We start from the raw sequence: 22,942 nt of genomic DNA, 5'->3' as shown, positions 1-22,942 counted from the left end.
TTTTAAAACATTAAATTGCTATCAACTCATAGTTAGAGTATAGACGGTAACCCATTGTGCTACAATAGCCATCAGTTGCACGGTTGAGGCTTATGCCTCGTTTTCGACTAAATTGGGGTATAAGGAAAAGGAATTCGAATAAACGGATAAAGAAGGGAATCGGAATGCCAACAAATGCCGAGAAAGAAAGCGGGCGGCTTGATCCGAGAGTGGTGCGCACGAGAAAGCTGCTGCGGGAAGCGTTCCTACTGCTGCTGAAAGAAAAGCCGTACGACCGAATCACGATCGCCGACATCACGCAGCACGCGACCGTGAACCGCAAAACATTTTATCTGCATTACGAGACGAAGGACCATCTGCTCCAAAGCGTGACGGACGATATTCTGGACGATTTGTTCGGCGAAGCAAGCGAGGCGCAGCTAGGCGATCTGTCGATCGACGAACAGCAGGCGTATATTGCCGGCCGAATATTTACGTATGTGAAAAAGCATCAGACCTTCTTCGAAGTCATGTTTGAACGCAAAGCAATGACGGACTTCGTGCAGTACATGAAGCGGTATTTCGCAAGGTTTTACGAGGAAAAGTTCGCGAACCTTGACGAAAGCCGCCTGCCGGTACAAAAAGACGTCATCGCCAGCTATATCGGCTCGGCCTATGTCGGTGTAATCCACGGTTGGCTGAACGACGGCATGCGCCAGACGCCGGAAGAGATGACGCGGCAGATGATTCTGCTGAATCTTCAAGGGCCGATTCAAACAGTGAAAAATTCACATTAGAAACTAAAAAGATGAAAATCATAATAATGAATTCGAGCAGATATTGACACGGGATGATATTTGGAAACAAGTCGAAGAAAACTTCGCAAAGCCTAAACCTGAGAGTTCTACAGAAGAAGATTGGCAGACGTTCAAAGAACAATATCTTGAAGGCCTTGAATCGGCTTGTTCCAAAGGAGAAGATCTGGCTGTTATCGAATACGAAGCGGAAGACAATATCCAGCTGCATTTTTTGGCGAAAGATTATTTGGATGCACAACCTCGGGCTTGGACCGGCGGCTTAGGATTTTCCGTTTTTTATAAAACCGAACGCGGGTTGGGACACAACGGATTAAAACGCCGAGTAGAGACCATTGGTTGGGTAGACAAAACATTTAGCGGGAGTTTTGTTGTCGAACTGCTATCTTATTCCTTGGAGCTGCCGGAACTAACCATCAAGCTTTAAGCTGAAAACTTAGAAAATAAGCCGCCTCTCCGGTATCGCAGCCTTGTTGAGGAAGCAGCGAGGGAGGGTGCGGCGTCATTTTATTTATCCAAGGAGGTTCTTATGCAGCTAAAAGAACTGAAAGATACGATGCTGGTCCCCGACCGCGAAGTCCTGCTCAACCGTCTGGTTAAAATCAACCATACCGATGTTCTGCTGATTTCCATCACCTTGGAGCAGCAGACCCATAAACTGTGGACGCTGCGCAAACTGCCGGAACGTTCGCCGGGCCCGGACGAAGAAGAAAGCGTTTACGAATCCGAAGAAACCTTTTCCAATCGTGAACTCATGCAGCGACATCTGAGAGAAGATACGGTTCTTGACAATCAACAAGAATTTATCTCCCGGATGATTATTCAAGGCCAATCGATGACTTTCCATTCGTCGGAGTCGACTTACGGTATGGAACAGAACCCTACCTTCTATATGCGGCTGCAGCATTTCATCGAAAACGGAATGGAACTCGCCGGTTTTGAAGAAGTGGAGTTGGAGCGTTTATCTTTGACTTGTTATGAGCAGGAAAGTTCCGAACCGTTTCCGGATCTCGACTTGGATCAAGAGCTGGATATTGCCTTAAAGTTTGATCGTACATTTTGCGCGATTCCTGTACATACCGATCCGATCGTGGTGGAATTCGGAGATTCGCAAAACGAAACCAAATATTCGTTTCACGATCCTTTTTGCCAAAAAAAACGCTTCTTTTATGTTAACGCATGGACACGCTACGATATATGGGAAGAAACCCAAAAGACATTCGAAAATCCGGCCTCGGAAGGCTTTACGGCAGAAGAATGGCAGCGGTTCAAGGAGCAGCGTATGGAGGTTAACAAGTCGGTCTGTTCGAAAGATCAGGTCCTGGCACTTGTCCAATACGAATCGGAAGATAATATTCAGTTGAATTTTTATGCCCAAACCTATTTGGACGCCAAACCGTTACCTTCGTCCGGTATGAGCAGTACGTCTTTGTTTTTTGCATCGGATCATGAATTTGGACCCCATGGATTGAAAACTCGAGTAGACTCGGTTGGTCCGGTAGACCGGACGTTTGAAGGGACGATTGTGGTCGAACTGATGTCTTACTACGCAGAGCTGCCGGAAAAAACAATTAAAATATAAATAAGCCCTATACATAAAGGCTAAGAACACCCCTGGGCGTGGTCCATAACGAAGAACTGCGTATTCAGCACGGACTCACGCTTGAAACGATCAAAGCCCTTATCCTCGACTTCGATCCGGACGTAATCTGCGGGGAAGTGCTGCCGGCGAGTTGGGACAAATACAGGCAGAATTCGCTCGATCGGGGATATTGGGGAGAACCGCCAAGCGAGTATTATGAATTGATCTTCCCGCTGTGCGAAGAAAAGGGGTATGCCTTTGAGCCGATCGACTGGGTGGAACTCGATGTATGGAACGATTTCGACTATATGCGGCATTACTCGGGGGAAGCCCGTATCAAGCTTGAAGCGAAGTCGGACGAGTGGTGGGAGAAGCAGCTTGCAGCGGCAGGGAAAGGGGAGATCGCGTTTAACTGCGAAGCTTTTGACGAAACGACGCGGCTTAAATATCAATGGTTGGAGCGGCTGGATGCCGAAGCGCATGCGTTTCGTTGGACGGGGAGGCATATCATTATGATGCAGCGGATCAAGAATGCGATCAAGCGGCATCCGGGCAAGAAAATGCTGTGCATCGTCGGAGCCGATCATAATCACGTGTTGAACGAAGAACTGAGGAAGATGGAACAGCTGGAACTTTTCTATCCAATAAAATAATTATTTAAGGTAATGAAAAATTCACAATAATAAAACCAAATTCAAAAACAGAAAAAATAAAAAGAAAAACTGCCAATACTCAAATCCTATTCCAACCCGCCTTAATGCGCTTTTTTACTTGATATCTTTGCAGCATTCCTTTATCTTGCGATTTCGGACCTGCTTCTTAACCGTTAAGCTTCCAGAAACATTTTCATATCGTCTTCGACATTCGTTATACCGCCGATCCCGAAGTTGTCGATCAACACATGAGCTATATTCGTTTGCGAACGCGAATTCCGTAACAAACACGGCAGACGGAACGTTTACGTTCACATAGAAACCAATCGATCTCGGCTTGGAATGGGGGAAGCGGCGTGACACTATACGGAAAATTGTTGGACATACAGGGAGAACTCAGGGAGGTTACGGCATGGGCGGATTTATATCAATCGCAGACGTATGAAGGCAGTCGGGATGCGGCCCGCCAAGCGTATCGCGATTTCGCGCAGTGGCTGGAACGTTTTACAAGGCCGCAGCTGATTCTGATTCATGCCTGCGGACAAATTGGAGATACCGCTATGGGAAAAAGGTTCGACAGCGAAGTGACAGGCCACTATGATTCTCTTCCGTACCCGCTTCCCCTATACGAATCGGCGGAACGAATGCTTGAACGCTACGCTAGATTCACAGCTTTTTGGACACGGGATAAGCTCTACGGATATCTGTGCCGCCATACGTCGTCCAAGAGCGTGCTGGAAGTCGGCATCGGGATTCTGCATAAAGCGCACAGTGAGCGATCCGCTCCTTCCGCCCGGCCGTTCGAAATGGAACCCGACCCGGTGCGCCAGGCGCTGAACGCCGAGGAACCTCCCGAATTCGCAAATGTGCCTACGCTTATCGTAAGTATGGACAACAGCGACTCCGTCTATACCTATTACGAATTCAGGGAAGACGCGGCCTTATGCATCGAATGGCTGCAAACCCGCTTTTACGACTGGATGTATGGGCAAAAAGGGATCCATCCGTTTCGCTGGCATATGGAACACTTCCATAACGGCAGACGAACATTCGAAGGATGGGGGTATATGCACGGTCCCGACGACTTTGTGGATTGGATCAACACCTACGTATACGGGGAACCTGTAGGCCGGGCACTGCCGTTCTGTCCGCTTGCCCCGCCAATCCCGAAACTCTCTTTCTGATCCTTTCCTCTCTATCAACACTCAAACCTCGTGCGTACAATCACAAACCCCTGCCAGAAATCGCGCAGCAAAAAAGCCAAAGTCTCCATCATGGAGACTTTGGCTTTTTGTCGTTCAAGCAAATCGGGCAAAAGGTCTAACTCGCAAATAGCTTCAGCTCACCGCCAGACGCGAATGCCGGCGATACCACAACGCACACAGGATCGCGACGAATGCGGCGACCGACAATCCCCAATAGATATTGGCATAGGCGGTTCCGAGCGGCAGCGTATGCTGCCATTCCAGCGCGGTTGTGGCCATCGCGACGCTGAACGCTCCGCTGAAGAACTGCAGCAGCTGGAACAAGCCCATCCCGGAGCCGATGAACGATTCCGGCAGTACGCGCGACAGTTCGTTCGACAGACTGCTGGACAGTGCGGCGAACGACAGGCTCAAGATCATATAGGTCAGCATGGCGGCAACCCAGGAGTGGCCGATAAACAGCGCGAACAGCAGGGTCGAGAGCAGAAGCATGACCGGACCGAGACGCAGAATGCCGTGGTTGCCGTGGCGGTCGATCACCCGACCGATTTTGCGGGACGCAATGATGGCCAGCAGCGAACCCGGGAAAATGACCAATCCGGCATAACCGGCCGTGAACTCGAAGTTCTTGGTCAGAATCTGCGGAAGCAGGAACAGCGTTGCGAAGTTGCAGATATAAGCGGTCATGCCGGCCAGAACGAGCAGCATGTAGCGGCGGTTCGCAAACAGCGACGGCAGCACGAACGGATCCGGTGTCTTGCGGATCCGCAGCACGAACAGCACAAGGGAGATCAGTCCGATCGTCAATACGATCCAGGCGCGGCCGGTCAGGAACAGAAGCAGGCAGGTGATTCCGACAGCCAGCAGAACGCCGCCAAGCGCATCGAACGATCCGCGCTGAGGCAGTTCTTTGGGCAGCAGCCAGGCGAAGAACGGAACCAACAGCAGCACCGCGGCCGTAATCGCGAACAGCCAATGCCAGCTGAGGTTCTCGACGATCAGTCCGCCGACCACAGGGCCAAGTCCGAGTCCGAGCGAGACGGCCGACATAATGGTAGCCATTGCGCCGCCCCGGCGCTTAAGCGGAATATACCGGGTGAAGAGCACCATGGACAGCGAGACGGCTCCGCCCGCTCCTGCGGCCTGAACGATCCGGCACAGCAGCAGCACGATGAAGCTCTGGCTGAAGAATCCGACGACGCCGGCAAGACCCAGGGCGATCAATCCGGTAATCAGCAGTCTCCGCAGCGGTACGAAGTCCGACAAGCGGCTGAACGTAATCGACGAGATCGCGAACATAATCGAGTAGCCGGTTACGATCCAGGAAGCCGATGTGCCGGAAATACCGAAGTCCGCCGTAACATCGGGCAGTGCCATATTGAACATGGCCGTATTCATGATAACCAGAATAATGGCAATGCTGAACATCAGGATGGTTAGGCCTTCACGGGCCAGAACGGGATGATTCGAATCCTGGGATAGACCGTCGGCAGGAAGATTTGCGGGTGGGTTCACGGTGATTGCTCCTTTTTCTATAGTTCGGTCATAAACGAACAATTGAAGTATAGCAGGCGATCCTGTAAAGTACAATTGAAACTTCATTCGTCAATTGAACGCCCGTAAGGAGGGATAGGCATGAAACTTCTTCATCATCCGGACCGCAAAGACATCCGGCTTCCGTCTGTACTCTATGCACTGAGCGACCCCGTTCGGCTGCATATGGTCGCGCAAATCTATAACAGCGGCGAAGAACAGGCCTGCAAATGCTTTGACGTGCCGATTGCCAAATCGACCTTGTCCCAGCATGCCAGAGCCCTGCGGGAAGCCGGCATTACCCATACCCGTGCACAAGGAACGCAGCGTCTTCTTTCTCTGCGGACCGAAGACTTGAACGCCCGATTCCCGGGACTCCTTGATACGGTCATGAATGCGTATCGCAAAGATCAACAGGAAGCAAACCTCCGCACCGATCCCCCGCTCGAAGAAACGCAGCAGGGATAGGATAGACAAACGTAAGCGTTATCATAGCCTACGTTACACATAAACGGTCCGTACCCCGATCAAATGGATCCGCCATAACGCGACATCAAAAAACCGAAACTGCCCGATAGAGGCGGTTTCGGTTTTTTTGACAAGCGGCGATCATCAACTTCCCCTTTGGAGGCGTGCTCCTTTTATGCGCTTGAGCGACACTGCGATCAGATAGCGGCTGTTCGCGTCCAAAACGGCATAGTCGAAGCAGCGGCCCCGGCTTTATCATTTTGTTTACCGGGAATGAGTCAACCCCAATCCTCTCGGTTAAGGCGTTTACACACACCGAAAAAAAATCGAACGCAGATTCCGCAGCATAGAGATCAAGAGAGAGGGCGAGAATATGGCAGTTAAACTCACAATCTGGGGCGATAAAGTTCCCTACAACACCGGAGGCAGCAAATTCGACGAACTGGAACTCAAGAACCGTCATCCGTCCCTGCTGCTGTCCGGCCTCAAAGCGCTTGCCGTCATGAAAAAAAGCGAATACAGCAGCAAACGCCGGCATTGGATCCACGAAGCGACCTATGCGGCCGAGATTCGGCACGGGGAAGGATCCGAGACCTATGACGACCAGCCTTATCTGGTGCCTTATCTGAAACCGGGCAGCGATCGCGCCATCATCGTCGTACCCGGCGGCGGCTACATGGCCAAATCTTCCAAACACGAAGGCGAAGGCATTGCCAGATCGCTCAATGAAGCCGGCATTTCCGCGTTTGTATTGGAATACCGGCTTAATCCTTACAAAGCGCCGGTGCCTTTCCTCGATTTGCAGCGCGCCGTGCGTTTCGTCCGGTACCATGCCCAGCGGTACGGAATCGATCCCGGCAAGATCGGGGCGATCGGCTTTTCGGCAGGCGGACATATGGTAGGCGCGCTCGTTACCCTGCTGCGCGGGTCTTCCATGGTCTGCGAAGATTACCGCGAAGATCCGATCGATCGGATCGACGACAGCCTAACTCTGGCCGGGCTGATCTATCCGCTGATTTCCTGTACGGATCTCCCATCGATTGCCGTCTCCCTGCTTCACCGGGAAGAAGCGGAAGATCCCGATGAACGGGCAAATCTGCTCAACTATTATTCGCTGACCCAGCATGTACGGGAAGGCGATCCTCCCCAGTTTCTCTGCTACGGGGACAAAGATCATCTGCTCGGTACCCGGGGAGTAAAAAACTATACACATGCGCTCGAACAACGGGGGATTGACCACAAAGTCGTGGTGCTCGAAGGCGCGGATCACGGATTCGGAGACTGCGAGCAAACCACGCTGATCGATAAAGTGATAAGCCCCAAGAAATACGCTTATTGGAAAAAAGAATTCACGGATTGGGCAAACGGGATTTTCGACCGTTCCCGCTCTTACCCGTCCAAGCGAGCGTAATCGCGAGCAGCAGCAGAATAAATCCCAGCCGGCCCAGACCTTCATGCGTAAAGGTACCGCCCATGAGGACAGCGAGCAGCAGCGAAGACAGAATCGTTCCCAGATACCGGGACGTGTTAAACAGCCCGGAAGCCACGCCCGCAATCTCTACCGGTGAATGTTCGAACAAGGCGGCCTGCATGGCAACCCCGTTCAATCCGTTGGCGAGACCGAAAGCAGCCAGAATCGGGATGAAAGCAAACAAAGAAGAGTAAGGCCCGATTCCAAGCAGGCCCAAAGAACCGAGCGCCATTAGGAGAGCGGAAGCGCGAATCACCGGGCGCGAACCGAAACGGTCTACCCAGCGTCCGGCAAAAGGAGCGGCGAGCAGCGAACACAAACCCAGGCTGAGCATCAGCCATCCCGTAAGGAGTTCGTTCACTCCCCTAACCTGCTGTAAATAGGAAGGCAGCCCGAAGAAGATCGAGTAAAACAAAATATTGACGCCTACAAATTCAAGGTTCACACGAATAAGCTCCGGATACCGGGCAAAAATCCGAACCGGAATAAAAGGGGACGTGTGCCGCCATTCGTGCCGAACCAGAAAAACCAATAGTCCGATACCCGCCAGACCCAAACCGGCAGAGCCCGGGTATATTCGTCCGGAAGACGCAGACGTCAGCAGTCCCAGCATCAGCGTCGTCAAGCCGGACAGAAACAGCAGGATCCCGAACGGATCGATCCGTTTCATCCATGCCCGCCGCAGCGGATGTGCATCCGGTTTCGCCTGCGGCGCATCTTGGGGCAGCACCCGCCAGGCGAGCAGAAGAGCGGCCCCGGCGACAGGAACGTTTACCATAAAGACCGCCCGCCAATCCCAAACATGGATCAACAGCCCTCCGGCAAAAGGTCCGATCGCGGCGGCTCCCGACAGGAAGACCGACAAGACCGCCAAAGCCGAGCCTTGTTTCTCCGTAATATGAACGCGGACGATGGCCATCCCGACCGCAATCATCATGCTGGTTCCGATCGACTGCAGGATACGCAGGCCGATCAGCCAAGCGAAGTCCGGCGATAGGGCGGCCGCAAACGAAGCGATAACCGATACGGCCAATCCGATCAGGAAAATCCGGCGCCGCCCTACCCAATCGCTGATTTTGCCCATGATAGGCTGAGCAGCCGCACTGGACAAGTAAAAAGCAAAAATAATCCACGAGACCGTCGTGAAATCAAGACCGAAAGTCTGCTGAATCGACGGAATTGCTACCGATACCATCGAAGAATTCAGCGGATTCAGCATTACGCCAAGTCCTACGGCAATCAGCAGCACCCAACTGCGTGCACTCATGTTCATAGCCCCTTTCCGATCAAGCCGGTTTCCCCCGACCGATCTGATTAGAGCGTACCGTGAATCGTTCATGTATTCCAACGCCTTTTATGCTATGATTTCATGGACGGGGAGGAATGAATAATGGAACTGCTGCAGCTGCAGTACCTGATGACCGTAGCCCGCTTGGAACATATGACCGAAGCGGCGCATGCCCTGCATGTTACCCAGTCTTCGCTGAGCAAAACGATCCGGCGTCTGGAAGAAGATCTCGGCGTGCCGCTGTTCGACCGTACCGGTCGCCGTCTTCGTTTGAACGAGTCCGGAAAGATATTCGTGAGACGAGCGGAAAAAGCGTTGTTCGAACTGGAGCAGGGCCGGCGGGAAGTTCAAGATTTGTCCGATCGGGCGGAAGAGACGGTGAAGCTTGCCGTCACGGCCGGAAGTCGGCTGCCGGCTATTCTGAGCGAATTCCGCAAGCGCAGACCGGGCGCGAAGTTCCATGTGCAGATGCAGACAACGCGGGAAATGCAGGAATCGCTGCAGCGAAACGAAGTCGATTTTGCGCTGTCTTCGCCTCCCGTGCAGGGAGTAGGGATCGGCTGCCGCATTGTGCATCGGGATCCGTTGATCCTGGCCGTACCCGAAAGCCATCGTCTGGCCGACCGCGCAAGTATCGAACTTGTTCAGCTGCAGGGCGAATCTTTGGTCGGCGTCAAAAAAGGCTACGGAACGCGGGATCTGGTGGATCAAGTCTGTCGTTCCAAAGGAATGTCGCTCGATTATGTCTATGAAGGAGACGAACCGACCCGGCTGCTCGCGTTGGTCGAAGCGGGAATCGGTCTGGCGATCCTTCCCGAAACGGCACGCGGCAGGCACGAATCGGTGTGTTATCTCCGTCTGGAAGAAGCGGACTTGTCTCGGGAAATTGCGCTGCTGTGGACAGAAGGACGCTACCATTCCCAAGCCGCAGAGCAGTTTCGTGCGGTTGTGCTGGAGCATTTCGAGAAGATGGCGGAGGAACGTTGAGCGGCGCCCGGTCAGAAGAAGGCCGCAGGCCGCCTGCGAGACTCTGCAAATAGGCCCGCTACCGCTTCAGGCGGTAGCGGGCCTATTGATCGTTCACTCCTCGGATTGGGGTAAAAGTCTCTTCTTTTTCATTATAGAAAAACCGGCGCAGAGAATCGTGATTTCAATCACAAAGTTCGAACAACCACCGAATCGTCATCAACGCTGCAAAGCCGGAAGTTTTACGATATTTTCGGAACCGACTGCGGCGTACGGTTTTCTGTCGTAACCAGATCCATGATCTTGGTGGCGGCCACCAACATGATGACCGTGAACAGCAGCTTCTCCGCGCCGATGATGAAGACCGAAGAGGCGGCCACGACCGCATCGCACAGCAGCAGCGCGTAACTGATCTTCCAGCCCCAGAATTTGTGCATCAATTTTGCGAGGATGACGGTTCCGGCCGTCGTTCCGTCCGCCCGGATAACCAGTCCGATTCCCAGTCCGATCAAGGCCCCGCCGAACAGCGCATTGATCATCAGATCCTCCGCCACCGGCGGCCACCCTTCGGTCAGATGCAAAAACAACGAGTGAAAAGCGACGGCGGCCAGCGTATAACCCACGGTCTTGCGCGGCAGCAGCCGGTACCCGATCGCAAGAAGCGCCGTATTGAGGATCAGACTTGTCCAACCCGGCGGCCACTGGAGCAGATAATACAAAATGATCGTAACGCCGACCACGCCGCCTTCCCCTAATCCTTGAGGAATAACGAAGAGGTTGATCCCCAGAGCAAAAGCGAAAGCTCCCAGCGCGATCACCGATAAATCCCATCCTACTTTTCTCAACCCGAACCCCTTCTTTCCCTTATTCCTGTGCAGCTCTCTGCGATTCCCCCATTAAAACACGGGATTTCCGCTCGGCTCAAGAACTTGGACTACCAAGATAATGGGCTGCCTTGTTAGCAAGCTAAAGGAAGGCATACGCCAACCGGCAAAAGAACGGTTAAAAGCGGCCGCAGACGGGTAAAGGAAACTACTTGACAGACATGTGTTACAATTAATAAAGGAACAGACAAAAGGAGAGATTTTATTATGGAAATGGTCGGTCAAGAGGTCGAACACGCGCTTTACGGACAGGGACGAATCGTACAGAACGAAGACAACCGGATCGAGGTCAATTTCCCCGGTACGGACGAGAGTAAAAAGTTTATGTATCCCGAAGCCTTCGAGAAATTCCTGAGCATGTCGAACCCCGAGAGCCAGAAGCGGGTACTCAAAGACGTCGAAGCCATGCAGCAGGAGCGTCTTGCGAAAAAGGAACGGGTAGAGCTCGAAGAGCAGCAGCGCCAGGAAGAACGGGCCGCCGCCAAAACGAAAAAACCCGCTGCCCGCAAACCGGCCGCCAAGAAGGCTCCGGCGAAAAGCAAAAAGGCCGAGTCCGAGACTCCGGCAACCTAAAACGCAAAAGTTTCAGACTTTACATGTATACTTGACCAATCGGTCAATTACTGGTAGAGTGTCGATATGAGCAGACCAAGACAATTTGATGCCGATGCGGCGCTTCACCAGTGTATGGAGGTTTTCCGGGAAAAAGGATACCATGGAACGTCTTACGACGATCTGACACGCACGACCCAGGTGAAAAAACAGAGCTTATATGGCGTATTCAAAAGCAAAAAAGAATTATTTCTTCAATCCCTGAAGCTGTACCGGGAACAAACGCTGGAACTTCTGGAAGAACGGATTGCCGCCGAGGCTTCGCCTCTGCGGCAGTTGGAAGCGATCTGCGATGCGGCCTTGTTCCCGGATGCGGAATCGGTGAGCAGAGGATGCCTCATTATCAACTCGGCACTCGAATTCGGAGGCGAAGACGAAGACATCAACCGGGAGATCGAGTGGATGTCCAGCCGGATGCAGCAGCTGGTCGAACAGACGATCCGAAGCGGACAGGAGCAGGGAATCTTTACCGCGCGCCTGGGCAGCCGGGAGTTGGCCATCCACCTTAACAACGCGATCAGCGGAGCGAAGGTGATGGAGAAGTCCGGCAGTTCCCGGGAAGAGATTGGCGGCGTCCTGCGCACGGCAGTCGCGTTAATGCAGGTATGACGTTTGAAAAATCGGTTTCTTCGCAAAGGCATGTACACAAACGCATCGACTTTTTCGAATAAGCGAGTTTCTTCGGCGCACAGATCCCGTTTTGGGTTTACATGCAGCGGTCCGGCGTCGAAGATGAAGTCGATTTGTCATTTGCGTATATGTCTTAGAAGCGGCCGTTTTTTTTGAATACTTATTGACCATTCAGTCAATAAGTATGGCTTAACCCCCACCCCACTTTTCAGGAGGCGATTGTTATGACCCACCCGCAATCCGCAAGATCTGTCCAAGCTTTGTTCCAACCTTTTGATGCCGGAAGTTTATCGTTGTCCAACCGGGTCGTTATGGCTCCGATGACGCGCCAATTCTCGCCGGAAGGCGTACCGGGTTCGAACGTAGCCGCGTATTATCGCCATAGAGCGGAGAACAGCGTCGGTCTCATCGTCACGGAAGGAACGGTTATCGACCATCCGGACGCTTCCAATCAGCAGAACGTTCCGCATCTGTACGGCGAAGCGGCACTGGCCGGCTGGAAACACGCCGTTGACGAAGTCCATGCGGCGGGCGGCAAAATCATTCCGCAAATCTGGCATATGGGCGCCCGCGGCCAGGTGAACGATTATACGGAGCAGGAAGTGGCGGAGCTGGTTCGACAGTTCGCCGCTTCGGCTGCAGCCGCCAAGCAAGCCGGATTTGACGGGATCGAGCTGCACGGTGCGCACGAGTACCTGATCGACCAATTTTTCTGGGCCCAAACGAATACCCGTACCGACCGTTACGGCGGCGACTTGGTGAAACGCACCCGCTTTGCGGTTGAAGTGATCGAAGCCTGCCGGGAAGCGGTCGGCAGCGACTTCCCGATTGTCTTCCGCTTCTCGCAGTGGAAAGGCAGCGATTATAAAGCGAAGCTTGCCCAGACGCCGGAAGAGCTGGAACGTTTCCTGAAACCGCTGAGCGAAGCGGGCGTCGACATCTTCCACTGCTCCACGCGCCGCTTCTGGGAACCGGAATTCGAAGGCTCCGATCTGAATCTGGCCGGATGGACGAAGAAGCTGAGCGGCAAACCGACGATTACGGTCGGCTCCGTCGGATTGGACGGCGAATTCACAAGCCTGTTCTCCGAAGGCAAAGGCGCCGGCGTAAGCGGCATCGACGATCTGCTCGAACGGCTGGATCGCGGCGAATTCGATCTGGTCGCGATCGGCCGCGCTTTGCTGGCCGATCCGGCTTGGGCGAGCAAAGTCGAAGAAGGACGCTTGAACGAACTGGTCGCATTCTCGCCGGAAGCTGTGCGGACACTGAACTGATTGTTCCCCGCTTCCGCTTCATTGAACGGGACACCGCTCCGTGATACGATCAAACCACATCGGGCATGGCGGGGAAGAAGCGTCTGCGCCCCAGTACATCGGATCACGGAGGAGGAACGGATATTGAATACGGGAAAAGAGAGATTGAACCGGATGCGAGAGGCCGGCGCTTCCCAGGAAGAGGCTTTTGCGCTGTTCGATACCTTGGAACCGATAGATTCTGAAGGCATGTGGGATTTGTGGAAAGGTTCGGAGATCGTTTCCGGACATCCGCTCGAAGGCCTTCTGACCGTATCGGGCTGGTACGGCAAACAGTTCGAGAACGCCGAACATGTCCATCCGTTGGTTTTTCAAAAAAAGAACGGCGAACTGTATGCGGTCAACCCGCGGTGGATTCCCATGAATCTGCCGTTCGACAAAATTCCACGCAGTCCGATCCGCCCGGCGATGGCGCTTGCGCGTCCGATGCTTCGCACGCGCAGGAGTGCCGCAAGGCTGCGCCAGATCGAATATCGCGGCAAAGTCAGTGCGGCAATGGTCTACGACCATAAAGACATTATCGATATGTTTCGAAAAGTGGACCCCGATACGCTGTTTGCGGTCATGGACATCAAGACGATAGACAGCGGCAAAAGCTATTTTTTCGTGCTGGAACGCATGAAAGGGAAGAGATTCCGCCCGTAATTCGGCAGCGCCCAAAGAAGCCGGCGACATCCGCGTTTGGCTTCTTTTTATAATTAAATAAAAAAACCCCGTACAAGGATTGCATTTAAGCAAACGATAGGTTATAGTAAGGGTATAGCAAATGACAACGCAATCGGAACTCACCTATTTCAGAGGGTTAGGATTCGCTAGAGTAATAACCTTGTGAAATATGTGATTTTTAATTTTATCGGATTATTTCTGAATAAACTAAGTCATGTAAAATTTAATTTTTGGAGGTACCTCACATGCAAACAGGTACAGTTAAATGGTTCAACGCGGATAAAGGATTTGGCTTCATCGAAATCGAAGGCGGCAACGACGTGTTCGTTCACTTCTCCGCTATTCAAGACGAAGGTTTCAAAACATTGGACGAAGGACAACGCGTAGAATTCAACGTTGTTCAAGGCAGCCGTGGACCACAAGCGGAAAACGTTGTAAAACTGTAATTCCGTTTTTAAAAACATCTTTAGCCTAGGCTAAAGATGTTTTTTCATTTCATCTCTCACTTAAAAGCCGGATCGGCGCATGTTATACTGCGCTGATCCGGCTTTTTTTATTTTCCCGCACCCAGTCGTTCCCTTCCGTAGATCCGATATACGCCTGCCGCACGCGGCGATACGCCGAGCAGCCATGAATATTCCCGGCTGAACTGCGACTGGCTCTCGTAACCGACCCGCCGGGGCGGCCGAAATTCTTCTTCGGGAAGCGGAGATTCCCCAAAATGGGTTCACTCCTGGGTTCTGGACGAGGAGAACAGCCGCCCGGAGATCCGCAGAGCGCTGAAACTCGGCATCACCTTTTTCGATACGGCCAATGTGTATTTGATGGGCGCGAGCGAAGAAATTCTCGGCCGGCTGGGGACGGATTACGTTGACTTGTATATCATTCACCGCTGGGATCCCCATACGCCGATCGAAGAAACGATGGAGGCGCTGCACGATGTCGTCAAATCCGGCAAAGCCCGCTATATCGGGGCTTCCGCCATGTACGCGTGGCAGTTCCAGAAAGCGCTGCATACGGCGGACAAGCACGGCTGGACCAATCGTGCCGACTCCATCCAAGGAAGCGGGGCATAGAATATGAGTTGGATTTTTTAATTTTGGCCGGTTTTTGAAGTCGGAGGCGTGATCTTTTTGAAGCTTTCCGATCAGTATCGGATACGGCATCTGGACAGGCGTAGGCGCTTCGGGCAGTGTACTGCTGGGCATTTATCTATTCAAAGAATCCAAGAAATATGAAAAAGTTGGCGTTCGTGGCGGGACTCGTGTTGAGCATTATAGGTTTGATGGTGGTCTCTTGATTTGGCTGATATGCTATACTATCAAGTGAGTCATTTTCGATTAAATACGCGGCTCACGAAGAGGTGCAGCATGACCAAAAAAGAACTGACTTCATTTAAGCAGACACGTTTAAATACGATTCTGGACGAAGCCACAACCTGTCTGATCGAAAATCCGGGAGCCTCCATGAACGAGATCGCGGAAGCCGCTGGGATCGGAATCGCGACCCTGCATCGTTACGTGGAGAGCCGGGAGCAGCTGATGGTCCATTTGAGCTTTCGGGCGATCGAAGTGGTGGCCGAGACGATTGAACCGATCAAGCTGGATGAAATGAATTACGAGTCCTATATTCCCAAACTGATCGAAGCTTTGATTCCGTTGGGCGACAAAATCTATTTCCTGGACCACGAAGTCAGCGTCAACCGAAGCAAAGAGGTCGAAAAGAAAGATCAAGTGCTGAGAGAACCTCTGCTTCATGCGATCGAATTTTTGCAGCAAAAAGGATATTTTCGCCAAGACGCAAACAAAAATTGGATCGTCGACGTTCTGTACTCGTTGTTGTTCTTGACCTGGCAGCAGGTGGCCGACGGGAATATTGCGCGAAATTCCGCTGCGGAGCTGCTGCTGAGTACGTTCTATCACGGCTTTAAACAGAACTGACCAAGAATACCGTCAAATTATGCCAGAGGCAATCATGCCGTCGCCTATGCCGAGCTGCCCCTGCTCGATCCGGGGAGAGAGTGGCGGAAAGGCATGGTCAGCGGCAATGGCGAGAAAGGTTACATTACGTCCGGATCTTCGTATTTCGTACATGGGGTCCGCCGGATCGGGGATCTGTTCGTGCACGATATCGGGACCGGTCCTATATAGGGGGCGGGGCGCAAGGGGATACCGGACACCGTCTGCGATTACCTAGCCGCGTCCAGCCGGTATGTAATGCAGCCCGTAACTTTTGCCGCTATGCGTATGGGCAGGCATCGATTGAAAAAAAGTGCCCGAGCGAATATACAGCACATTCAACCGCAGTCCGCCAAGCGAGAGGTTCATCTGCATATTTTCCACCTGCATTCCGGGCAGTGTCATCGCTTCAGCTCCTTAGGGTATGTTTTCTTCGATTATACGAGAACCTGTTTGATTCCGACATATGGGAAGGGGATTGAGATGCAAGAAGAAGTGTTGAGTGGAGGAAACTCCAATACGGTAAGCCGGATCGGAAACGAGGTGCATCGCCGGGCGGGCGTGTGGACGCCTGCCGTTCACCGTCTGCTGGATCTGCTGCGCGCTTCGGGGATCGAAGAGGTGCCGGAGCCGATCGGGTTCGACGAACAAGGAAGAGAGGTACTGTCTTTTCTCCCCGGGGAGGTCGGGAACTATCCGCTGCCCGGTTGGCTGTGGTCGCCGGAGATTCTAAGCGGTGCGGGCAGACTGATGCGGCGGATTCACGATGTCAGCGAGCCGCTTGTCCACGAGGCGCTGATCTGGGGGATGCCTATTCATCAGCCGGCCGAAGTGATCTGCCACAATGACGCGGCTCCTTATAATATGACGTTTATCGACGGCAAAGTGAGCGGTTTGTTCGACTTCGATACGGCTTCGCCGGGTCCTCGGATCCGGGATCTGGCTTATCTGGCGTACCGCCTTGTCCCATTTGCCGGAGATGCGGAAGACTGCGGATTCACCGCCGACGAACGTCTGCGGCGTCTGGACCGGCTGATTGAAGCTTACGGCAAACCGTTTGATTGCAGCGAACTGTTCTCGACCTTGGCGGCCCGGTTGGAAGAGATTGCATGCTATACGGAGAACAGGGCGAAGGAGACGGGGAACGATGAATTTCTGCGGCACGCGGAGATGTATAGAAGCGACCGAAGGCGTGTGCGCGTGCTGGCTTCCGCTGCAAAACCCTAGTCGACTATGTCGAAAGCCGGAATATGTCGCTGCTTGTGAGTGTGGTTTCCCTGATTCTGTTGGGAGCCGCGATCTGGTTCCTGACCCATCTGATTATTACCCGACCGGTCAATCGGATGGTTCGGTTCAAACTGTATCAAACTGTAAATGCAGCATGTTAAACACAAAGCCACCAAGGGCGCAGAACAAGACGCCTTTGGTGGCTTTTTCTTTTCAGTCCAGCCGCATCATTTGAATAGCATGTTCGGCCGTATGCAGTGTCGTTCAGGGACTAACTTGGATGAGAGAAGGCGGTTCTTTTTTGTTTGGGTCAGGATCTTTTTCTCTTTTTGGTCATTCACTTCCAGTCGGAAAGAGAGTACTATTTAGGGAGCATCTGGTCTTCTTGAACCAAAGGAGGAAATATTATGGGTTCCAGCAGTTATCGAAGTTCGTATCAATCCTACTTAACCCGTCAGGGCGTCGAAGCCGACAAAATGAACGTCATCCTGATCGTGAACGCCGCCGAGGGTTTGCAAAAATACATGAAGCGCAGCAATATGCAGACGGTATTCAACAAGCTGTCCCCGCTGACGTTTGCCGGACCGGTAAAGGTTGTGGCACAGTCGGATGGCTTCTTTTACCGGCTGCCGCCGTTTACGCATGAGAATACGCATACTTATCTCAAAGACGAGATCTACGGCAAAGATCCGCTGCGCGGCGAGAAGATCGACCTGTTTTCCAAACTGTTCACGACGAGCGAACTGACGCATATTATCTGGTTTACGGACGAGGAAGTGACGCCTTACCTGAATCCGATCGCCTCCATGAATGCCCCGCACCTGTTCTGGAACTTTATCTCGATCAAAGGCTATCCGCTGCGCTGCACGCAGAAGACGCCGAAGAACATTACGCTGACGCATGCCCCGAAGATTTCGAGCCTTGCGACGTCGGTCCTCTACCGCAAGATTTTCAACAAGTTCACTCAGTATATCAACAAAACGGACCTGCCGATGAGCGGACGGGTACGCGTGATTCGGACCGAAGACCGCTCGGACTCCCAAAGTGTTGTCAAAGGATCCAAAACGCCCGTCGGTCACAGCAACCTGAAAGTAGGGATCGGCTGGAAAACGTCGGAAGGCGAATGTCTGACGGCCGGGATGCTGCTGGCCGACAATCGGCTTCCGGATGCGGAGAGCATCGCCTTTTTCGGGAACAAGTCGACGGTCGGGGTGACACACGTGGATGGACGCGAGCTGCCGACGGAGGATATGGAAGTGTATACGGTCAATCTGACCGCCCTGGGTCAGGCGGGACTCGACAAAATCCTGTTCACACTCGTGATGCCGAATGGCGCTCCGGAAGAGCTGTATATCCGCGTCATGACCTACGACAACCGGGAAATGCTGCGCTACGACATCGAGATGGAACACGATTCGGTCAATACGGCTCTGGAACTGGGGGCGCTCTATGCCTACAAAGAGGAATGGCGCTTCAACGCGATCGGCGACGGTTATGAGGCGGGCATGCAGCAGGTGGCGCAGAGCTACGGGATCCCCGACCTGACGACGACCTACTCCTTTACCCCGGAAGTCCTGGAAGAGATCGCGCTCGACGGGCGTACGTTCGAATATCATATGCAGGATCTGTTTACCAAACTCGGCTATGAAGTCGAAGTGCCGACGAGCGATCCTTATGCGCCGGACTACGGAGTAGATCTCATTCTGGTCAAAGGCGAAACCCGGACGGCCGTACAGCTCAAATGTTTCAGCAATGTTGTGCCGGTGAGGGCGATCCAGGAAGTATACGCGGGCGCGAATATGTACGACTGTCAGAGCTACATGGTCGTGGCGACAAGCTATTTCAGCCGTGCTGCGCTTCAGATGGCGGAGCAGTTGGGAGTTGAAGTATGGGACAAGACGCAGCTAGACAAGACGGAAGAGCGGCTGCGTTCACGCATTGGCGTCTCGCCCGGGAAAGTGCTTACGCTCAAGCTATCAAAGCTTAATTCGGAAGACGACGTGGACATCGACCTTTCGGCTTTCCTCGTGAACGAGCATGACGTGTGTGCGGGCGAAGACGATTTTATTTTCTATAATCAGGCGGAGCATCCGAGCGGCTGCGTACGGCTGATCAACGATAATCTATGGGAAAAGCTGCTGCTGCTCGACCTGGTTAAGCTGCCGAAGCACTGTACGCGGATCGTAATCGTCGGCTCGCTGGACACCTATAAGCGGAAAGTGGAATTGACGATCGACAACGAACTGGATCTGTATCATACGTTCGAGTATATGCCGAGCGCGGTATGCGACACCTTGGTCCTGGGCCAGTTCCGGAAGATTGACGGGGAATGGGCGTTCACGACGTCGGAGACGTTTTTCGCGGGCGGGTTGGAAGAGGCCTGCCGGGCTTACGGGTTGGAAGTGGGTTAACGTTCTGTTGTTTATGTCATTTCCAGATTTCGTTCAAGCAGAGAGCCGACCCGTTGAGCCATGACGGCAGGGGGAAAGGGCTTTCCTTGTTCAAACCACCATTCGACGATGCCCACGATAGCGGCTCCCAAAAACTGAATATCGACCTCATCCGGATTAGCCGTCTTCGGATGGGGTTTTTCCGGATTCTGCACATCGGTACTTTTTAATTCCTGCAGAAAAAATTCAAGCAGTCGACTTCGAAAAAAAGAGCTTCCTTTATTCGTCAGCATAGCGGAGAAAAACAGGGAATGATTTTCAAAATACTGAAACCACAATAATCCCATCTCCTTGTAGTCGGCGTCTTTTTCGGACGAATCGCAGAGCTGACGCATCTCCTGCATCTGTTCTTCGATAAGCTGATCCAAAAGGTCGAACTTATCCATGTAATGAAGATAGAACGTTCTTCGACCTACGTCCGCTTTATCGGAAATGTCCTGTATCGTAATTTGATCGAATTTTTTGACCGTGATCAGTTCAACGAGTGCCTTTTTGATCGCTTCCTGCGATTTGCGTTTTCTTCGATCGGTGTTCACCTTATAGAAACCTCCTGTTTTTCGGAAAATCATGCACAATTACAGCCGATGTGTGAATGAATGCACGAAAGCGGTCCTTTTGATCATTGCCGATTCTCCGCGTTTCCCTACAATTATACCTAACGGCTTTTTATTGCACGAGTGTGCATTTGAGCACGATAGTGTAGAGAACCGAACCGGGCCGAAAGGAGCGGTTGTCGAAAGGGGAATAGTCGATGAAAATCGCGGTAATCGGAGCAACGGGGGAAACCGGGCGAAAAGTAGTCGAGCGGCTGCTTGAACTGGACTATGAAGTGGTGGCGGTAGCCCGGCGGCCGGAGAACATACCCGCCGAGCAAGGACTCCGGATCCGGCAGGCTGACGTGTATGATAAAGCCGGCTTGGCGGAAGCGGTTGCGGGCACCGATACGGTGATCAGCTGCATCGGTCCAAGCGGCCGTTCAGCAGGCTCCGGCCGGTCCAAAGGAGTTCTGGACATGATGGCCGCAAACTTCTCGCCGGGTACGGTGATGTCGGAAGGGATACCGAATCTTCTTGAGGCCTGCCGGCGTACCGGCGTCCATCGCCTTGTGATGCAGAGCGGAATCGGCCTAAGCGATGGCAAAGAGCTGGCTGCTCTGGATCGGTTCATGATCGGTCTGAATCGGCGCGTCTTCTCCAAAGCGATCAAAGATAAAGCGGCTGCCGAATATGCGGTGCAGGGAAGCGGCCTGGAATGGGTAATCGTACGACCGGCGGGGCTGACTAAGTCCCCAGCCACACGGGATTATACGGCAGGCCCGTCGGCGCATATCGCTCCGTTTCGTCCATTGTCGTTCGCAGATTGTGCCGACTGCCTAGTGCGGGCTGCAGGGAGTGAACCGACCTGGATTGGAGCGGTTGTGAACGTTGGACGTTGATTTTTCGGGATTCAAGCAGTTCGGATCAAAAGAGTTTAGGCAGCCCGTTTGGCTGATTAGACTCTTTTTTGTTTTTCACATTTATCCATGCTTATTGGAGACTTTACCGAGGGATATAAATAAATTAAGTCATAATTGTTTATGTTTTGAGTAATAAATTTCAAGAATGGACAATGACAATAGAAGACGAAAGAAGACGAATGAGCTTTAAGAAAGTCTGTTTATACATATGTACAAAATACTGATTTTGTGAAGAAGCTTGGAATTCAAATAAATCTTTTTAAGATTTTGCTTTGCCTCGCTCTCAAAAATTAAGAAAAGGACCTTCAGTTGAAGGTCCTTTTTGCTTTCTATTCGATAACGGATCTTTCGGGATGGCGAGCTTTTCGCGATTACTCCGTAAATTCGCCGGCGTAATCTGACACTTTATCGCGCCACACCGTATGGAAATGTGCTTCGGCGGATTCGCCGCTGCTGTAGGCTACGCCTTGCTGAGCGGCCATTTCCAGCCACAGCCGAGGTCCGTCGATTCTCACGTACGAACCGATGACGTCGGGATCTGTCGAACCGGACCAGCCGATATACGTTTCGGCCAACGCTTCTTCGGACAAGTATTCGGTCAGCAGCGTTTCGGACGTTTCGCTATTCGCGTCCTTCACCCAGGCCTGGATCGCCGTTTTCACCAATTCCTGCTGCTCCGTGTTCAGCTCCGCATACCGAATCCCTTCGCTTTCCGGGAACTGGCCGTCTTGGCCTGCGCCGACTACGACGTCCGTGAAACTTTTCGAAATTTTCGCGGTCGCAAGCTGTGTGTCGTCCAGCGAATCGATAACGGCATACATACCTTCCTTACGCGTTTCGACCGGGGAATACGTCGTACCGTCCAGCTCGAATGTCTGGGGTTCCGTGCCGGTAAACTGCGGCGTCGCGCTGACTTCTTCGCCGTTGAAGACGAGATTTTCCGCCAAGTGGTGTCCGCTGATCTGCAGCATCCAGGTATCGGTAGCCGAAGGCGTGCCCAGGATCGCAATATAATACAGTCCCGACCCCCATTCCGTACGGCCCGTATCCGTCGTCAGGAACTCGTCCGAGCGGATAATGTTCAGCATCGTTTCGAATCCTTCTTCGCTCAGCGAAGCTTTGGCCAGCTTCAATGCGGCTTCCACGCTTTCTTCGGACAGATCGCCAAGAGCGGCGCCGTTCCGGTTTGTCGAATTCGCCGGCAGATTGGTCCAGTGTACTGCGTTTTCTTCCGTCAGCTCATAAGAGACCGTTTCCTTTTCTTCGTCCGTCAAGGTAGCCAGAAAAGCGTCGGCCAGTTCGACTTCGTCCGATTCTTCGGTAATCGCCGTATCAGCCGCCACCTGCTCCACGACCTCGATAATGGAATCTTTGGCTTCTCCGGCCTGGCCGTCAGGCGGCGTGCCTCCTGCTCCTCCCGTCGGCGGCTCTCCCGGCGGCGTGCCTTCGGCACCTGCGCCCGAATCTACCGATACCGTCTCGTTCGCCGTCGTATTTGTTGTCGACGTGTCGGCCGTCGTCGCTGCGCTGGCGGTTGTTTCCGTTACCGCTGTTTCCGCTGTTTCCGTATCGGTCGGGGTCGTGCTGCTGCATCCCGCCAATACTACCGTACCTGCGATCATTACCGTCATACCTTTAATCATCCATTTGTTCATCATGTTACTGTACCTCCGATTTTTATGGGTGCGATTTGGTTGTCTTCCGTCTTGGGTGCCACTGCCTGAAGCGCTGCAACTGCTCTTGTCTTCTTGCTTTCATTATTGCCGAAGAACCTTAAACCAACCTT

General features: G+C 52.8%; 24 protein-coding genes and 1 pseudogene. 19 read left to right on the top strand and 6 right to left on the bottom strand.

Going from position 1 to position 22,942, the window contains the following annotated elements:
- The first annotated feature begins 164 nt into the window (after positions 1 to 164).
- The 5 genes from HOP44_RS05200 (at position 165) to HOP44_RS05180 (ending at position 4,213) form a co-directional block, all read left to right on the top strand.
- Positions 165 to 776: a TetR-like C-terminal domain-containing protein gene (locus HOP44_RS05200; protein ID WP_172251111.1), complete on the top strand. Its 612-nt coding sequence runs from the start codon at positions 165 to 167 to the stop codon at positions 774 to 776.
- A 43-nt stretch (positions 777 to 819) separates the two neighbouring features.
- Positions 820 to 1,221: a hypothetical protein gene (locus tag HOP44_RS05195; RefSeq protein ID WP_172251109.1), complete on the top strand. Its 402-nt coding sequence runs from the start codon at positions 820 to 822 to the stop codon at positions 1,219 to 1,221.
- Between the two features lie 102 nt (positions 1,222 to 1,323).
- Positions 1,324 to 2,376 carry a hypothetical protein gene (locus HOP44_RS05190; protein ID WP_172251107.1) on the top strand — a complete coding sequence of 351 codons (1,053 nt, stop codon included), beginning with the start codon at positions 1,324 to 1,326 and terminating at the stop codon, positions 2,374 to 2,376.
- A 38-nt stretch (positions 2,377 to 2,414) separates the two neighbouring features.
- Positions 2,415 to 3,029: a hypothetical protein gene (locus tag HOP44_RS05185; RefSeq protein ID WP_343059768.1), complete on the top strand. Its 615-nt coding sequence runs from the start codon at positions 2,415 to 2,417 to the stop codon at positions 3,027 to 3,029.
- A 356-nt stretch (positions 3,030 to 3,385) separates the two neighbouring features.
- Entirely contained in the window at positions 3,386 to 4,213 is an 828-nt protein-coding gene (locus HOP44_RS05180) for a hypothetical protein (protein WP_172251105.1), read from the top strand.
- A 153-nt stretch (positions 4,214 to 4,366) separates the two neighbouring features.
- Here the strand turns inward: HOP44_RS05180 and HOP44_RS05175 are convergent, their stop codons facing one another.
- Entirely contained in the window at positions 4,367 to 5,749 is a 1,383-nt protein-coding gene (locus HOP44_RS05175) for an MFS transporter (protein ID WP_343059767.1), read from the bottom strand.
- 120 nt (positions 5,750 to 5,869) lie between these two features.
- Here HOP44_RS05175 and HOP44_RS05170 point away from each other — a divergent pair, with 120 nt between their 5' ends.
- Positions 5,870 to 6,235: an ArsR/SmtB family transcription factor gene (locus HOP44_RS05170; protein WP_172251103.1), complete on the top strand. Its 366-nt coding sequence runs from the start codon at positions 5,870 to 5,872 to the stop codon at positions 6,233 to 6,235.
- A gap of 373 nt (positions 6,236 to 6,608) precedes the next feature.
- Positions 6,609 to 7,646 (top strand): alpha/beta hydrolase, encoded by a 1,038-nt coding sequence (locus HOP44_RS05165; RefSeq protein WP_216667457.1) that lies wholly within the window; start codon positions 6,609 to 6,611, stop codon positions 7,644 to 7,646.
- Here HOP44_RS05165 and HOP44_RS05160 read toward each other — a convergent pair.
- Positions 7,585 to 8,973 (bottom strand): MFS transporter, encoded by a 1,389-nt coding sequence (locus HOP44_RS05160; RefSeq protein ID WP_172251101.1) that lies wholly within the window; start codon positions 8,971 to 8,973, stop codon positions 7,585 to 7,587. The genes HOP44_RS05165 and HOP44_RS05160 overlap by 62 nt on opposite strands.
- A 123-nt stretch (positions 8,974 to 9,096) precedes the next feature.
- On the opposite strand from HOP44_RS05160, the gene HOP44_RS05155 reads away from it, so the two are divergent.
- Positions 9,097 to 9,981, top strand: a complete 885-nt coding sequence (locus tag HOP44_RS05155) for a LysR family transcriptional regulator (RefSeq protein ID WP_172251099.1) — start codon at positions 9,097 to 9,099, stop codon at positions 9,979 to 9,981.
- 221 nt (positions 9,982 to 10,202) lie between these two features.
- Here the strand turns inward: HOP44_RS05155 and HOP44_RS05150 are convergent, their stop codons facing one another.
- Complete coding sequence (locus HOP44_RS05150) at positions 10,203 to 10,805, bottom strand: YitT family protein (RefSeq protein WP_172251097.1); 603 nt, start codon at positions 10,803 to 10,805, stop codon at positions 10,203 to 10,205.
- A 246-nt stretch (positions 10,806 to 11,051) separates the two neighbouring features.
- Here HOP44_RS05150 and HOP44_RS05145 point away from each other — a divergent pair, with 246 nt between their 5' ends.
- From HOP44_RS05145 to HOP44_RS05110, 8 genes and pseudogenes are all read left to right on the top strand, one after another.
- Entirely contained in the window at positions 11,052 to 11,417 is a 366-nt protein-coding gene (locus HOP44_RS05145) for a hypothetical protein (protein ID WP_172251095.1), read from the top strand.
- Positions 11,418 to 11,483: 66 nt separating this feature from the next.
- Entirely contained in the window at positions 11,484 to 12,065 is a 582-nt protein-coding gene (locus HOP44_RS05140; protein ID WP_172251093.1) for a TetR/AcrR family transcriptional regulator, read from the top strand.
- A 245-nt stretch (positions 12,066 to 12,310) separates the two neighbouring features.
- Positions 12,311 to 13,360, top strand: a complete 1,050-nt coding sequence (locus HOP44_RS05135; RefSeq protein WP_172251091.1) for an NADH:flavin oxidoreductase — start codon at positions 12,311 to 12,313, stop codon at positions 13,358 to 13,360.
- Positions 13,361 to 13,483: 123 nt separating this feature from the next.
- Positions 13,484 to 14,044, top strand: a complete 561-nt coding sequence (locus tag HOP44_RS05130) for a DUF4334 domain-containing protein (protein ID WP_246369574.1) — start codon at positions 13,484 to 13,486, stop codon at positions 14,042 to 14,044.
- A 266-nt stretch (positions 14,045 to 14,310) separates the two neighbouring features.
- On the top strand, positions 14,311 to 14,511 hold the full coding sequence (locus tag HOP44_RS05125) for a cold-shock protein (protein ID WP_141449772.1): 201 nt from the start codon (positions 14,311 to 14,313) through the stop codon (positions 14,509 to 14,511).
- A 261-nt stretch (positions 14,512 to 14,772) separates the two neighbouring features.
- A pseudogene (locus HOP44_RS05120) lies at positions 14,773 to 15,105 on the top strand (aldo/keto reductase); the annotation flags it as partial.
- Between the two features lie 106 nt (positions 15,106 to 15,211).
- A complete protein-coding gene (locus tag HOP44_RS23235; protein ID WP_366928258.1) occupies positions 15,212 to 15,394 on the top strand; it encodes an SMR family transporter in 183 nt (60 codons plus the stop codon).
- 41 nt (positions 15,395 to 15,435) lie between these two features.
- The gene (locus HOP44_RS05110; protein ID WP_172251089.1) at positions 15,436 to 16,005 is read left to right on the top strand and encodes a TetR/AcrR family transcriptional regulator; all 570 of its coding nucleotides are present in this window, start codon (positions 15,436 to 15,438) and stop codon (positions 16,003 to 16,005) included.
- Between the two features lie 252 nt (positions 16,006 to 16,257).
- On the opposite strand, the gene HOP44_RS05105 is transcribed toward HOP44_RS05110, so the two are convergent.
- Positions 16,258 to 16,428, bottom strand: coding sequence for a cupin domain-containing protein (locus tag HOP44_RS05105; protein ID WP_172251087.1), 171 nt, complete (start codon positions 16,426 to 16,428; stop codon positions 16,258 to 16,260).
- A gap of 78 nt (positions 16,429 to 16,506) precedes the next feature.
- Between HOP44_RS05105 and HOP44_RS05100 the strand changes: the two genes are divergently transcribed.
- The gene (locus tag HOP44_RS05100) at positions 16,507 to 17,250 is read left to right on the top strand and encodes a phosphotransferase enzyme family protein (RefSeq protein ID WP_172251085.1); all 744 of its coding nucleotides are present in this window, start codon (positions 16,507 to 16,509) and stop codon (positions 17,248 to 17,250) included.
- Positions 17,251 to 17,657: 407 nt separating this feature from the next.
- Positions 17,658 to 19,661: a TerD family protein gene (locus HOP44_RS05095; RefSeq protein WP_172251083.1), complete on the top strand. Its 2,004-nt coding sequence runs from the start codon at positions 17,658 to 17,660 to the stop codon at positions 19,659 to 19,661.
- Between the two features lie 11 nt (positions 19,662 to 19,672).
- Here HOP44_RS05095 and HOP44_RS05090 read toward each other — a convergent pair whose 3' ends face one another.
- Complete coding sequence (locus tag HOP44_RS05090) at positions 19,673 to 20,269, bottom strand: TetR/AcrR family transcriptional regulator (RefSeq protein ID WP_172251081.1); 597 nt, start codon at positions 20,267 to 20,269, stop codon at positions 19,673 to 19,675.
- A gap of 182 nt (positions 20,270 to 20,451) precedes the next feature.
- Here HOP44_RS05090 and HOP44_RS05085 point away from each other — a divergent pair, with 182 nt between their 5' ends.
- Positions 20,452 to 21,135, top strand: coding sequence for an NAD(P)-dependent oxidoreductase (locus tag HOP44_RS05085; RefSeq protein ID WP_172251079.1), 684 nt, complete (start codon positions 20,452 to 20,454; stop codon positions 21,133 to 21,135).
- Positions 21,136 to 21,527: 392 nt separating this feature from the next.
- Here HOP44_RS05085 and HOP44_RS05080 read toward each other — a convergent pair whose 3' ends face one another.
- On the bottom strand, positions 21,528 to 22,814 hold the full coding sequence (locus HOP44_RS05080) for a DUF3500 domain-containing protein (protein WP_172251077.1): 1,287 nt from the start codon (positions 22,812 to 22,814) through the stop codon (positions 21,528 to 21,530).
- Positions 22,815 to 22,942 lie beyond the last annotated feature (128 nt).

The sequence above is a fragment of the Saccharibacillus deserti genome, assembly GCF_013618475.1.
GTDB classification, from domain to species: domain Bacteria; phylum Bacillota; class Bacilli; order Paenibacillales; family Paenibacillaceae; genus Saccharibacillus; species Saccharibacillus deserti.
The sequence above is the reverse complement of the archived record's forward strand: the minus strand, read 5'-3'. Positions and strand labels throughout refer to the sequence as shown.

What these genes read in the sequence shown, in the direction of transcription:
- HOP44_RS05110 (WP_172251089.1), top strand. Translation starts at nt 15,436, where the DNA reads ATGACCAAAAAAGAACTGACTTCATTTAAGCAGACACGTTTAAATACG.
- HOP44_RS05090 (WP_172251081.1), bottom strand. Translation starts at nt 20,269, where the DNA reads ATGATTTTCCGAAAAACAGGAGGTTTCTATAAGGTGAACACCGATCGA.
- HOP44_RS05095 (WP_172251083.1), top strand. Translation starts at nt 17,658, where the DNA reads ATGGGTTCCAGCAGTTATCGAAGTTCGTATCAATCCTACTTAACCCGT.
- HOP44_RS05200 (WP_172251111.1), top strand. Translation starts at nt 165, where the DNA reads ATGCCAACAAATGCCGAGAAAGAAAGCGGGCGGCTTGATCCGAGAGTG.
- HOP44_RS05085 (WP_172251079.1), top strand. Translation starts at nt 20,452, where the DNA reads ATGAAAATCGCGGTAATCGGAGCAACGGGGGAAACCGGGCGAAAAGTA.
- HOP44_RS05160 (WP_172251101.1), bottom strand. Translation starts at nt 8,973, where the DNA reads ATGAGTGCACGCAGTTGGGTGCTGCTGATTGCCGTAGGACTTGGCGTA.
- HOP44_RS05105 (WP_172251087.1), bottom strand. Translation starts at nt 16,428, where the DNA reads ATGACACTGCCCGGAATGCAGGTGGAAAATATGCAGATGAACCTCTCG.
- HOP44_RS05145 (WP_172251095.1), top strand. Translation starts at nt 11,052, where the DNA reads ATGGAAATGGTCGGTCAAGAGGTCGAACACGCGCTTTACGGACAGGGA.
- HOP44_RS05135 (WP_172251091.1), top strand. Translation starts at nt 12,311, where the DNA reads ATGACCCACCCGCAATCCGCAAGATCTGTCCAAGCTTTGTTCCAACCT.
- HOP44_RS05165 (WP_216667457.1), top strand. Translation starts at nt 6,609, where the DNA reads ATGGCAGTTAAACTCACAATCTGGGGCGATAAAGTTCCCTACAACACC.
- HOP44_RS05190 (WP_172251107.1), top strand. Translation starts at nt 1,324, where the DNA reads ATGCAGCTAAAAGAACTGAAAGATACGATGCTGGTCCCCGACCGCGAA.
- HOP44_RS05080 (WP_172251077.1), bottom strand. Translation starts at nt 22,814, where the DNA reads ATGATGAACAAATGGATGATTAAAGGTATGACGGTAATGATCGCAGGT.
- HOP44_RS05125 (WP_141449772.1), top strand. Translation starts at nt 14,311, where the DNA reads ATGCAAACAGGTACAGTTAAATGGTTCAACGCGGATAAAGGATTTGGC.
- HOP44_RS05170 (WP_172251103.1), top strand. Translation starts at nt 5,870, where the DNA reads ATGAAACTTCTTCATCATCCGGACCGCAAAGACATCCGGCTTCCGTCT.
- HOP44_RS05155 (WP_172251099.1), top strand. Translation starts at nt 9,097, where the DNA reads ATGGAACTGCTGCAGCTGCAGTACCTGATGACCGTAGCCCGCTTGGAA.
- HOP44_RS05100 (WP_172251085.1), top strand. Translation starts at nt 16,507, where the DNA reads ATGCAAGAAGAAGTGTTGAGTGGAGGAAACTCCAATACGGTAAGCCGG.
- HOP44_RS05140 (WP_172251093.1), top strand. Translation starts at nt 11,484, where the DNA reads ATGAGCAGACCAAGACAATTTGATGCCGATGCGGCGCTTCACCAGTGT.